The sequence below is a fragment of the Nonomuraea endophytica genome (assembly GCF_014203235.1).
GTDB classification, from domain to species: Bacteria; Actinomycetota; Actinomycetes; order Streptosporangiales; family Streptosporangiaceae; genus Nonomuraea; species Nonomuraea endophytica.
The window spans coordinates 333,643-345,205 of the sequence record NZ_JACHIN010000005.1 but is presented as its reverse complement, the minus strand read 5'-3'; the positions used below and the strand labels follow the sequence as shown (position 1 = coordinate 345,205).

Here is an 11,563-nt window from a genome sequence, read left to right as displayed (position 1 = left end):
TACTAGAGGGGGATTTGTCGCTGAGTCGCGGGAGCTGACCGATGGGCGAGCCGCTGCGCGTGGCCGGACGGGCCGTGCACGAGCTCCTGGACAAGCAGAAGGTACGGCTGGCGCGCGAGCTCGTCTCCGGCTTCGTGGCCGAGATCCCCTTCTACCGCGAGTTACCCGCGGAAGAGCTGAGCGACGACATCTTCCGCATCACCGAGGAGAACCTGCGCCTGGTGTCCAGGCTGTTCCGCGAAAGGCGCCTGCCCAGGCCCGAGGAGCTGGAGCCGTCCTGCGCCTCGGCCGCCCGCCGGGCCCAGGAAGGGGTGCCGCTGGAGGCCATCCTGGCCGCCTACCACCTGGGCGCCGGCCGCGTCTGGGACCTGGTGACGACGGACGCGCGGCCGGAGGAGGTGTCCGACGCGCTGGCCGCCGGCCGGCTCATGCTCGGCTACACCGAGGCGGTGACCACCGCCGTCTGCGCCGCCTACCAGCAGGAACGCGAGAGCATGGTGAGCCAGGACCAGCACGCCCGGCACGCCGCCATCACCGCGCTGCTCAGCGGCGAGACCCAGGCCGGGGCCGGCATCCGGCTGGCCGCCCGCTACCTGGTGCTGGCGGTGACGCTCGACGCCCATCCCGACGAGCGCTTCGGCGCGGTCGCCGGGCGGCGCAAGCTGCACCGCGTGCGCGACGCCGTGCAGAGGCACGCGGCCGAGCCGGTGCTGTCGCTGCTCGAACCCGCCGGTGGGCTCATCCTGGTGCCCGACCTCGACTGGTGCGCCGCGGCGGCGCTGGTCGCGGCGATGGCGGAGGCGGCCGGGGTCGAGGTGCGGGCGGCGGCTGAGGTCGCCGCGCCCGAGGGCGTGGCGGCGGCGGCGCGGCTGGCGCAGGAGGTGCTCGACGTGGTCCACCTCTTCCACCACCCGGCCGGGCTTTACCGGCTGGCCGACGTGCTGCTGGAATACCAGCTGACCCGGCCGAGCGAGGCGATGAGCGGGCTGGCCACGCTGCTCGACCCGCTCACCGACAACCCCGACCTCCTGCAGACGCTCACCGTCTACCTGGAGACCGGACTGGACCGCAGGCGCACCGCCGAGCGGCTGCACGTGCACCCCAACACCGTCGACTACCGGCTGCGCCGGGCGGTCACCCTGACGGGTCTCGACCCGGTGGACCCGGCGCAGCTGCAGAGCATCGGGGCGGCGCTGGCCGCCCGGCGCGTCACGAACCGGCCGGGACCTCTGCCGGACTCCGCCGCCTGAGCAGGAATCCCGCCGCGGCCGCGGTGAAGAACATGATCACGCCATAGGTGGCCGAGGGGACGGCCATCTGCGGGATGGCCAGCAGCCCCATCGCCACCGTGATCGACAGGGTGGCGTTGTGGATGCCGATCTCCATGCAGGACGCGATCGCCTGCTCACGCCCCACCTTGAACAGGCGCGGCGCCCAGTAGCCGACCGCCAGGCTGAGCACGCTGAAGACCAGGGTGATCAGCCCGACGTCGCGGATGTAGCCGCCGATGTTGGCGCGCTCCTGCAGGACCACGCCGACGACGACCAGGAAGAGGATGATCGCCGAGGCGATCTTGACGGGCTTGTGCATGCGCTCGGCGAACGCGCTGAACCGCGCCCGCACGAGCATGCCGATGGCCACCGGCACCAGCACGAGCGCGAAGACCTGCAGGCTCTTGTCGAACTGCAGGCCCAGCGCGCCCGATTCCGCGCCGAAGTAACCGATGGCCAGGTTCGTCACCAGCGGCATCGTGAACACCGCGAGCACCGAGTTGATGGCGGTCAGCGTCACGTTGAGCGCGACGTCGCCGCCGAACAGATGGCTGTACAGGTTGGCGGTCGTCCCGCCGGGGGAAGCGGCCAGCAGCATCATGCCCACCGCCAGCACGGGCGGCAGGTCGAACAGCAGCACCAGGCCGAGGCACAGTGCGGGGAGCAGGAGGATCTGGCACACGAGCGCGATCACGCTCGCCTTCGGGTAGGCCAGCACGCGGCGGAAGTCCGCCACGGTCAGGCCGAGCCCCAGGCCGAGCATGATGATGGCCAGGGCGATGGGCAGGAAGACGCTGGCAAGGCTCATAGAAGCGGGGTCCTGACTGTACGGGTGACGATGGCCGCGAAGTTCCGCATGCCGAGGGCGTTCGGATGGAACGGCGTGGCCGCCGACGCTGGGACGTAGGGCTCGATCCAGCGGACGCTGGAGGACTTGCAGGGATCGTGGCCCTCACTGGGGGTCTGGAAGTCGACGAAGCCGACTCCCTGTGCCGCCGCCTGCTCCCGGAGGGCCTGGTTGAAGTAGGCGATGGTGGCGCGGATGTAGTTGGCGTCGACTCCGAGCACCGGGACCCGGGGCCAGCAGCCGTTCCTGGGGGCGTAGGTGGCGTAGCCTACGACGAAGATCCGGGCTTGGGGAGCGCGGGCGCGGATGTCGCGGATCAGCTGGTCGACGCGGGGGCGCAGGGCGTCGGTGCCGTCGCGGAAGCGGTCGCGGCCGTTGTCCTGGTACTCGTCGTAGCAGGGGTCGCCGGGCAGCAGGCTCAGGCAGTCCTCGATGAAGCCGGTCAGGTCGAGGTCGTTGCCGCCGATCTGCACCGTGACCAGGGTGGCGTCCGGGCCGACGGCGTCGAGCTGGGGCGGCACGCTGCCCAGCTCGGTGCTCTGCGACTCGTACATGTCCTGGATATCGGCGCCGGAGCAGGTGACGTCACGCAGGGAGCCGCCGAGATCGCGGGACGACAGGTGGGCGTAGTTGCGGTCGGAGCGGAAACAGCCGAGCTGGGGCAGGATCTGGTTCGGGATGAGCGGGCCGGAGGCGGCCGAGTCGCCGAGCGCCACGTACACCTCGGCGGCCGCGTGCGCGGGCGGCGCCACGGTCAGGACGAGGGCGGCGGCCGTGCACAGGGTGAGTAATCGACGGATCATCGTGCGCTCCCTAGCGTCGGAACGGACCGGTGACTTCGTACGTGATGCCGCCCGTGCCCGCCGCCTCGCCGCTGGTGCCGCGCTGGGAGGAGAAGTACAGGCGGCTGCCGTCGGGGGAGAAGGCGGGGCCGGTGATCTCCGAGCGCGACTGGCCGTCCAGGCGCATGATCGGGGCCACGACCCGGTCGGGCGTGATGACGTTGATCTCCATGTTGCCGCCGTCCTCGGCGACGTACAGGTCTCCGGCGCGGCTGCCGGTGATGTTGTCGACGCCGTCGAGCGAGCCGCCGCCTTCGTAGACGGTGCCGAGCACGTTGCGGCCGGCGTCGTAGAACCACACCTTGCGGTCGCCCTTGGCGGTGAAATAGCAGACGCCGCCCGCGTAGTGGCAGCCTTCGCCGCCGTTGAAGTGCAGGGCGTCGCTCACCTGGTGCCTGGTCTGACGCTCCAGTACGGCGGGGCCGGGATCGGGCACCCGCTTCCAGGCCGGCCCGGCGCAGAGCACGTCGAGACGGCCGCTCGACAGATCGCCCCAGGTGTTGGGGACGAACCGGTAGAAGCAGCCGTCCGACTCGTCTTCGGTCAGGTAGATGACCCCGTGGTCGGGGTCGCAGGCGGCCGCCTCGTGCTTGAAGCGGCCCATGGCGTTGCGCGGCTGGGCGGAGCGCACGCCGTACGGGTCGGTCTCGTAGACCCTGCCGCGGAAGATCTCCTCACACGACAGCCACGTGTTCCACGGCGTGGCCCCGCCGGCGCAGTTGAGGTTGGTGCCGGACAGGATGCGGTAGGCGCGCTCCACCGACCCGTCGGCCCTGAACTTGATGGCCGAGGCGCCGCCGGCGAGCGGGATCTCGGAGTTGGAGACGTAGATCCAGCCGGTGGCGTCGGGGAAGCAGGCGCCGCCGTCGGGGGCGGGATGCCAGCGGGTGCCGCCGACGGTCTGGCCGGAGCGGGCGACGATCCGGCTGGTGAACCCGGCGGGCAGCGCCATGCCGTTGGCGTCGGGCGGGCCCAGCGGGCCGTAAGGACTCAGCCCTGCGGAGGCGTGGGCGGCTTGTTGCCAGAGTGAACCGGAGAAGGCGGCGGCGGAGACGGCGAGGAGGAACGTGCGTCGCTGCATGGCACACACCATGAGGCGGGCTCGCGGATCTGTGAATTGGGTGGGGCGGCAAACCTGGGCCGGGTTTCCTGTGACCCATCACAAACGCCCTTGACGCCGGTGAAGTCCGGCTGGTCAGTCGACGCCGGGCGCGAAGAATCCCATCGACATCTCCTTGCCCGCCGCGACCTCTTCGGGGGTGGCGGTGCCCGACGCCGTGATGGCCGTCTCCCAGGCCAGCACCGACGCGAGGGAGTAGCGCTGGGCCTCCTCGGAGTTGGCCGCCTCGACCGGGTCGTCGCCCTCCTTGACCTCTCCGGTCAGGAACAGGGCGAGGCCGAGCAGGGCGCCGTCCCAGCCGGGGCCGACGGTGAACGCGCCGGCGCCGCTCTGGGCCATCGCCAGCGGGACGGTGTGCTCCAGGACGAGGTCGGTGCGTTCGTCGCCGGTGGCGGTGAGCCGTACCTCGATGACGCTGGTGGCGTCGCCGAAGGTGACCTTGTAGCGGGCGGGCGGCTCGCACTCCAGGATCTCGCCGCCCGCGTTGCCCTCAAGCTGGAACGTTCCGCCGACGCGCAGGTCGCCGCTGATCGGCATGAGCCAGCGCTTGATGCGGTCGGGGTCGGTCAGGGCCTCCCAGACGTCGTCCACGGCGGCGTCGTAGGTGCGGCCCATGATGACGGACACGCTCTCCTCGTCGCGGGTGACGTCGCGGCGGGTGGCGTTGATGTGGGCGGCGATGTCGATCATGGTTCTCTCTTCTCGTCGGTTTCTTCCGCGGTCTTGCGGCGCTCCCGCTTGCCGCGGGCGAGTTCGGTGGCCAGGGCGTCCAGGTGCTGGGCCCAGAACCTGCGAAACGGCTGCAACCACACGTCGACCTCCTGCAGGGGGGCGGCGTTGACGGCGTAGAGCCGCCGCACGCCTTCTGCCCGCACGGTCGCGAACCCCGACTCCCGCAGGACGCGGAGGTGCTGGGACACGGCCGGCTGCGAGATGCCGAACTCCGCCTGGATGGCGGCGGTCAGCGAGCCGGAGGTCTGCTCGCCGCCGGCGAGCAGCTCCAGGATCCGGCGCCTGACAGGGTCGCCGAGGACGTCGAATGCGTGCACGGCCCCCACTATCGCAGCACCCGCTTATATTAGTCAATCCTTATATAAGCGGGCTAATTCGGTGGCGCGCCGCCCATCCGCCGCGTACCGTCGATCACCTCCCCACCTACCAGATGACCCGGACGGAACCGTGTCTCGTCGCCGTCCGATGGCTGCCCGGTCGCCGATCCACGTCGGCTCGATCGGCAGGGCCCGTGGGCTGTCGCCGCGACGGGCACCTTTGCCTTTCAGCCGGTCAGCAGCCGCCTGATCGCCTCGGGAGGCTGCACGCCGGAGACCGGCCCGGCGCCGTCGATCACCAGGGACGGCACGCCGGTGACCCCCTGCGTCGCGGCCCGCCGCTCGTCGTCGCGCACCTCCTCGGCGTAGGCGCCCTCGGGCAGCGGCACACCGGGCAGCACCTCCTCACGCAGCGCGTCCAGCACCTCGGGGTCGGCGATGTTCGCGCCCTCGGTGTGGTAGGCGCGCAGCAGGCGCTCCATCATCTCCTCGCCCTTGCCGTGCTCCTGGCCGAGCTTCCAGAGGCGGTGGGCGTCAAAGGTGCTCACGGGCCTCGCCAGGTGCAGGTTGAGCTCCAGCCCGTCGGCCGCGCCGGTCGTCCTGATCAGCTCCGTGCGGGCCGGGGCGCGCTCGCCCCACCACTGCCGCATCGCCTCCTCCGCCGTGGGTCCGGGAGCACGGCCGGCCCCGGGGTCGAGCTCGAAGCTACGCCACACGATCTCCGGCGGATCGGCCAGACCCTCCAGCGCCCGTGACAGGCGGCGCTTGCCGATGTAGCACCAGGGGCAAAGGATGTCGGCATAGATCTCGAGTTTCATGACGGCATCCTGCAACCTCAAGTGCGGTTGAGATCAAGCCGGGCCGAGGTAGCCGGGCGGCGGCCGGTCACCGGCGGGCGTACCCGTCGGCCGCCCGGCCAGGAAGGAACGCAGCGCCTTCAGGTACGGCCCCGGCCGATCCGCGTAGACCGCGTGCCCGGCGTCCTCGACGTAGACCAGCCCGCCCCGCGGGTAGTCGCGGATCGACGACCACGGCTGGAAGTCGCACGACCCCTTGACCACCAGCACCGGCACGCCGCTCGCGGCCGGCGGCTCGACGTCGCGCGGCGCCAGGCTCGCGTACCCGCCCGACCCGCGCGGCTCCGGCGTGAGCTTGGCCCCGGGGCAGTGGTAGGAGGCCGAGGCCAGCGCGCGGGTGCGGTCCAGGCGGGCGTCCAGCTCGCCGTCGCCCGCGAAGGCGCGCGCCGCCTGGGGCTCCACCCGCAGCAGCGCGTGGGTGACCAGCATGCGGGCGTCGACGTCCGGCACCCGCAGCGACTCGCCGGGGGCGGGGAAGCCCAGCACGGTCGGCGGGGGACGCAGGGGGGCGGGGGAGGAGAAGACCACCCGCTCCACCCGGCCGGGGAAGGCGCCCAGGTAGGCCGCCGCCAGCCGGGCGCCCTCGCCGTGGCCCACCAGCACGAGGCGCTCGGCGCCCAGCTCGTCGCGGATCGCCTCCAGGTCGGAGACGTCGCGCGGCAGGCCGTACCCGCGAGGGTCCCGCAGCCGCTCCGAGCGCCCGGTGCCGAGCGCGTCGTAGACGTAGACCTCGCGCCCGCCCTCGGCCAGCTGCCCGAAGAACGCGGCGTCCCCGGCCAGGTCGCCGCGTCCTTGGAGCACGACCACCGGCGCCGCGCTCGCCTTCCCGGCGGCCACCCGCACGTACGCCAGCCGCGAGCCGGTCGGCAGCTCCCACTCACGCTGGCCCTCCACCCGGGCGGCGGGCGGCGGCGTGCCCGGCGGCTCGGTCAGCACCTGCGCGCAGACGTGCCAGACGACCACAGCCTCCACCCCGAGCAGCGCCACCGCCCGCGCCCACCGCGCCCATCTGGCCGCCGGTCGGGGCACGCACAGCAGCAGCCCGAGGTAGAACACCGAGGCGAAGACGGCCAGGCCGGTGACGCTGAACACCTGCGGCCCGGCCATCACCGTCGCCATCCCGGCCAGCGTGGCCAGGCCGAGGACCGGTGACAGCAGCAGCACGGCCAGCCCGCAGACCAGCCGTCCCGCCACGCGTAAGAAGCGCCTCACACCGGCCGAAACTACCGACTCACGGCCTCCGGGGTGGGTGGGATAGCGGTTTCCAGGGTGAATGCGGTGAAATATCAGGGAACTCTACGAGAGGTTTGGTGATCCCCCCATGCCGCTGTTCGACCTGCCGCTGGAACGCCTGCGCGACTACCGCCCCGAACGCGACGAGCCCGCCGACTTCGCCGACTTCTGGGCCCGGACCCTGCGCGAGGCCCGAGCCTTCCCGGCCGATCCCGTCTACACGCCCTATGACCTCCCGCTCACCGGGGTGGAGGTGTTCGACGTCCAGTTCTCCGGCTGGGGCGGGGACCGGATCAACGGCTGGTTCATCGTGCCGCGCGGCGCCGACGGGCCGCTGCCGTGCGTCATGCACTACATCGGCTACAGCGGCGGGCGCGGCTTCCCCCACGACCATCTCCTTTGGCCGAACGCGGGCTACGCGGTGTTCGTCGTGGAGACCCGCGGCCAGGGCGGCGCCAGCGTGGGCAGCCCCGGCGCCACGCCCGACCCGCGTGGCGGCGCCTCCGCGCAGGCGCCCGGCATGATGACCCGTGGCATCCTCGACCCGGACGACTACTACTACCGCCGCGTCTTCACCGACGCCGTCCGCGCCGTCGATGTGGCCATCGACCATCCCCTCGTGGACGGCGCCCGCGTCGTGGCCTCCGGCGGCAGCCAGGGCGGCGGCATCGCGCAGGCGGTCACCGGGCTGCGCGACGACGTGGCCGGGGCCCTGATCGACGTGCCGTTCCTGACCCACTTCCGGCGCGCCCTGGAGATCACGGGCCGTGACCCCTACCAGGAGGTCGTCCGCTATCTGGCCAGCCTGCGCGGCAACGCCGACCAGGTCTTCCGCACGCTCTCCTACTTCGACGGACTCAACTTCGCCGCCCGGGGGAACGCTCCGGTCTTGTACTCGGTGGCGCTCATGGACGACGTCTGCCCGCCGTCCACCGTCTTCGCCGCCTACAACCACTGGCAGGGCTCCAAGGAGATCACCGTCTGGCCCTGGAACCAGCACGAGGGCGGCGGCGGCTTCCAGCGCGAGGAGCAGGTGCGCTACCTATCCAAGCTCTTCACGTCCTGAGGCTCTTCACGTCCTGAGGACGGGCGGGGCCCCGGCGGGCGGGGCCCCGCCCGCTGATCAGGCGGGCTTCTCCATCACGACGAAGGAGACGCCGCCCTGGTCGTCGGCGCCGGCGTCCAGGGACTTGTCCTCCAGGACGCTCGCGGCCACCGGGTCGAGGTAGACGCGGGCGCCCTCGGTCTCGACCACCTCGTCCAGCGGCTCGGGCGCGGAGGCCAGTGTCAGGGTCAGCGATCCCGCGCTCTCGCCCTTCGACGAGATGCGGACGCCGCTCTGCGCAGGCTCCGGCGTGGTCGCGGTGAGATCCCGGATGGCCTGGGCTGCGGTAGGTGTCAGGGTGAGCACGACGGCTCCTCCTCGTTCTCGGCGTGCATGAGTTGCCTGCCCTTCCCCCTATGTCGCCGCCCAACCATCCTGACGAAAATTCTTTGCCCGTCGTGACCGCCGGGATCACGGCCGCTCAGCGGCCTCGTAGGAGATCACGAGCCGGGTGTCGCGCTTGTCGATCACCAGGGAGCCGGAGGGCGGCGCGACGGACGAAGGCAGGTCCTGCGCCTCGACGCGCAGGCCGTCCACTGCGGGCCGGCCCGCCTCCTGCCAGGCGCCGACGTGCGCGGCCAGGTCGGTGGCGAGCTCGGGCCCGCGCGGGCCGAAGCCGAGCGCGGCCAGTTCGTCGTCGAGCACCGCCAGCCCGCCGTCCTCGGCCAGGCCCGAGGTCATCCGGACGCCCCCGTGGGTGACCGGCGCGGGCGGCAGCAGCATGGAGTCGCCGTAGAGCGTGCACCAGCGGGGATCGTGGATGGCCAGCCACAGGCTCAGCCCGACGCTGACCTCGCCCATCGTGGCGCGCACGCCGGTCGCCACCTTCGCGACGGGCTCCCGCGCCAGCGTGCGGGCCACATCGCCCACCTCGCGCGGCTGGGGCAGGAACAACGTGAGCCCCTCGGCCACCTGCCACAACCGCTCGGGCCCCGCCGCGGCGCCGCGCATCCGCATGAAACCGGCGGGCACCACCGAGACGCTGCTCCAGCGGTCCTCCGCGCGCTCGAACGCCGCCGAGACCTGCACCCCGCGCAGGTCGAGCGGGGCGACCAGCCGTCCGTCCGGCTCGAGCTGCGCCGCCCACGCGGGCGCGAGGTCCCAGACGCCGACGGTCGCGATGATCCGGTCGTACGGCGCGCCGCCCGGGAAACCGGCCGCCCCGTCCGCGCACTCCACCCGGACCCCGGGGAAACCGGCCCCGGCCAGGTGGTCGCGGGCGTGCCGTACCAGATCGTCGTCGATGTCGACGGTGGTCACCTGGCCGCCGGGCGCGGCCAGCGACCACAGCAGAGCGGCGTTGTAGCCGGTGCCCGCGCCGATCTCCAGCACCCGGTGGCCGGGCTCCACGCCGAGCTGGTCGAGCATCGTGGCCATGATGGCGGGCTGGGAGGAGGAGCTGATCGGCAGGCCGTGCTCGTCGCGCTTGGTGACGATGGGCTCGTCGCGGTAGGCCTCGCGCGGGTCCACGTCCGGCAGGAACAGGTGCCGCGGCACCGTGCGCAGGACCTCGGCCACCCGGTCGCTGATCTCCGCGTGCTGCAGCAACTGCCGGACCATGGCCTCCCGTGCCTGCCTCATGGGTTGATTATCCCGCCTGTAAGCCCTTCTGCCAGGAATGCGCACGTGCCGCATCCCGGCGCGTCTACCCGAACGCGGCGGCGTTCTGCCCGGCCCAGGTGGCGAAGGAGTGCGGCGCCCGGCCGAGCACCCGCTCCACGTCCGGGCTGATCTTCTGCTCGTCGGCGGTCGGCTCGCCGAGGATGTCCAGCGTGCCGTCGGCCACCGCCTCGGGCATGAACGCGAGCATCCGGGCCCTGGCCTCGGCGCGGGTCAGCTCGGTGAAGGCCAGTTCCTCGCCGAGCGCGTCGCCCAGGGCCGCGGTCATCTGTCGGGGCGTGATCAGCTCCGGCCCGGTCAGCACGTACGTACGCCCGTCGTGGGCCGGGTCCCGCAGCGTGGCGGCTCCCACCTCGGCGATGTCGTCCGGATGGACGACCGGCAGCGGCACGTCGGCGAACGGCGCGAAGACCTCGCGCCGCGCCCGGACCGACTCGGCCCAGGCGTAGGCGTTGGAGGCGAAGCCGCCGGGCCTGATCACCGTCCAGCCGAGGCCGCTGGCCATGGCCTGGTCCTCGAAGTGCCGCACCCGCAGGCCGTGGCCGGGCGACTCGGGCCGGGTGGCGGCCGACTGTGAGGTCAGGACCACGATCCGGCCTACGCCCGCCGCCTCGACCGCCGCCATCACCCCGGCGTCGGCCTCCGGCGCCAGCACCGGCGGCACCAGGAGGAACGCCGCCCGCGCGCCCCGCAGCGCCGGGCCGAGCGTGGCCGGGTCGGTCAGGTCGGCGGCGACCGTGCGGACACCGTCGGGCGCGTCGGCGGCGGTGATCCGGCGGGCGACGGCGGTGACCTGCTCGCCCGCCTCGTACAGCGTGCGCACCAGGGCGCGGCCGACGTTCCCGGTGGCTCCCGTGACAACGAACATGAGGTTCTCCAGTTAGTTAGTTGGCTGACTTAGAAGAACCGTAGCACAGGTGCGCCGCTATAGTGAGTCAGGTGACTGACTCGAAGGGTTCCACGCGGGTGCGGGCGGCCGGCGCCAAGAGGCAGCGGCTGATGAGCGCCGCCGCCGAGGTCGTCCACCGGCAGGGCGCCGAGCGGACCACGATCGCCGACATCGCCCGCGCCGCCGACGTCCCCGTGGGCAACGTCTACTACTACTTCAAGACCAAGGACGAACTCGTCGCCGCCGCGCTGTCGGAGCACGCCAGGCGGCTGGGCACGCTCACCGGCGGCCTGGACGCGCTGCCCGATCCGCGGGCCCGGCTCAAAGGGCTGGTCGAGGCCTGGGTGAGCCAGCGCGAACTGGCCGCCCGCTACGGTTGCCCCACCGGCACCCTCGCCGCCGAACTCGACAAGCGCGCAGAGGGCGGGCTGGACGCCGAGGCCGGGCGGGTGATCAGGCTGCTGCTCGACTGGGCCGAACGCCAGTTCCGCGAGCTCGGCCTGCCCGAGCCCGACGGCCTCGCCCTCACGCTCGTCGGCGCCTACCAGGGCATGTCGCTCCTGGCCAACGCGCTGCGCGAGCCCGGCGTCATGGACCGCGAGGGCGCGCGCCTCCTGGCCTGGCTGGACTCGTTGTAGGCCCCGCCGTACCCCACCCCTCCGCGGCCCCCGCCGTACCCCACTCGCCCTCCACGGCCCCCGCCGTACCTCACCCCTCCACGGTACGGCGG

13 protein-coding genes are annotated in these 11,563 nt (G+C 72.6%); 3 read left to right on the top strand and 10 right to left on the bottom strand.

Features of this window, described 5'->3' with window-relative positions:
- The first annotated feature begins 41 nt into the window (after nt 1-41).
- Nucleotides 42-1,250 (top strand): PucR family transcriptional regulator, encoded by a 1,209-nt coding sequence (locus HNR40_RS20510; RefSeq protein ID WP_184963599.1) that lies wholly within the window; start codon nt 42-44, stop codon nt 1,248-1,250.
- Here HNR40_RS20510 and HNR40_RS20505 read toward each other — a convergent pair.
- The 7 genes from HNR40_RS20505 to HNR40_RS20475 all read right to left on the bottom strand — a co-directional run bounded on the left by HNR40_RS20505 (nt 1,210) and on the right by HNR40_RS20475 (nt 7,198).
- The gene (locus tag HNR40_RS20505) at nt 1,210-2,079 is read right to left on the bottom strand and encodes a bile acid:sodium symporter family protein (protein ID WP_184963597.1); all 870 of its coding nucleotides are present in this window, start codon (nt 2,077-2,079) and stop codon (nt 1,210-1,212) included. The genes HNR40_RS20510 and HNR40_RS20505 overlap by 41 nt on opposite strands.
- Entirely contained in the window at nt 2,076-2,921 is an 846-nt protein-coding gene (locus tag HNR40_RS20500) for an SGNH/GDSL hydrolase family protein (RefSeq protein WP_184963595.1), read from the bottom strand. Before HNR40_RS20500 ends, HNR40_RS20505 begins: the two co-directional genes overlap by 4 nt.
- A gap of 10 nt (nt 2,922-2,931) precedes the next feature.
- A complete protein-coding gene (locus HNR40_RS20495; protein ID WP_184963593.1) occupies nt 2,932-4,041 on the bottom strand; it encodes an alkaline phosphatase PhoX in 1,110 nt (369 codons plus the stop codon).
- A gap of 114 nt (nt 4,042-4,155) precedes the next feature.
- Nucleotides 4,156-4,770, bottom strand: coding sequence for an SRPBCC family protein (locus HNR40_RS20490; RefSeq protein ID WP_184963591.1), 615 nt, complete (start codon nt 4,768-4,770; stop codon nt 4,156-4,158).
- Nucleotides 4,767-5,129 carry an ArsR/SmtB family transcription factor gene (locus tag HNR40_RS20485; RefSeq protein ID WP_184963589.1) on the bottom strand — a complete coding sequence of 121 codons (363 nt, stop codon included), beginning with the start codon at nt 5,127-5,129 and terminating at the stop codon, nt 4,767-4,769. The genes HNR40_RS20490 and HNR40_RS20485 overlap by 4 nt, the downstream gene beginning before the upstream one ends.
- Before the next feature lie 227 nt (nt 5,130-5,356).
- On the bottom strand, nt 5,357-5,947 hold the full coding sequence (locus tag HNR40_RS20480) for a DsbA family oxidoreductase (RefSeq protein ID WP_184963587.1): 591 nt from the start codon (nt 5,945-5,947) through the stop codon (nt 5,357-5,359).
- A gap of 33 nt (nt 5,948-5,980) precedes the next feature.
- Nucleotides 5,981-7,198: an alpha/beta fold hydrolase gene (locus HNR40_RS20475; protein WP_184963585.1), complete on the bottom strand. Its 1,218-nt coding sequence runs from the start codon at nt 7,196-7,198 to the stop codon at nt 5,981-5,983.
- Between the two features lie 109 nt (nt 7,199-7,307).
- On the opposite strand from HNR40_RS20475, the gene HNR40_RS20470 reads away from it, so the two are divergent.
- A complete protein-coding gene (locus HNR40_RS20470) occupies nt 7,308-8,285 on the top strand; it encodes an acetylxylan esterase (protein ID WP_184963583.1) in 978 nt (325 codons plus the stop codon).
- Between the two features lie 57 nt (nt 8,286-8,342).
- Here the strand turns inward: HNR40_RS20470 and HNR40_RS20465 are convergent, their stop codons facing one another.
- From HNR40_RS20465 to HNR40_RS20455, 3 genes are all read right to left on the bottom strand, one after another.
- Nucleotides 8,343-8,630, bottom strand: coding sequence for a HesB/IscA family protein (locus HNR40_RS20465; protein ID WP_184963581.1), 288 nt, complete (start codon nt 8,628-8,630; stop codon nt 8,343-8,345).
- A gap of 105 nt (nt 8,631-8,735) precedes the next feature.
- Nucleotides 8,736-9,905 (bottom strand): methyltransferase, FxLD system, encoded by a 1,170-nt coding sequence (gene fxlM, locus HNR40_RS20460; RefSeq protein ID WP_184963579.1) that lies wholly within the window; start codon nt 9,903-9,905, stop codon nt 8,736-8,738.
- Nucleotides 9,906-9,969: 64 nt separating this feature from the next.
- Complete coding sequence (locus tag HNR40_RS20455; RefSeq protein WP_184963577.1) at nt 9,970-10,812, bottom strand: SDR family oxidoreductase; 843 nt, start codon at nt 10,810-10,812, stop codon at nt 9,970-9,972.
- 71 nt (nt 10,813-10,883) lie between these two features.
- On the opposite strand from HNR40_RS20455, the gene HNR40_RS20450 reads away from it, so the two are divergent.
- Nucleotides 10,884-11,471 (top strand): TetR/AcrR family transcriptional regulator, encoded by a 588-nt coding sequence (locus tag HNR40_RS20450; RefSeq protein ID WP_312896446.1) that lies wholly within the window; start codon nt 10,884-10,886, stop codon nt 11,469-11,471.
- The last annotated feature ends 92 nt before the right edge of the window (nt 11,472-11,563 follow it).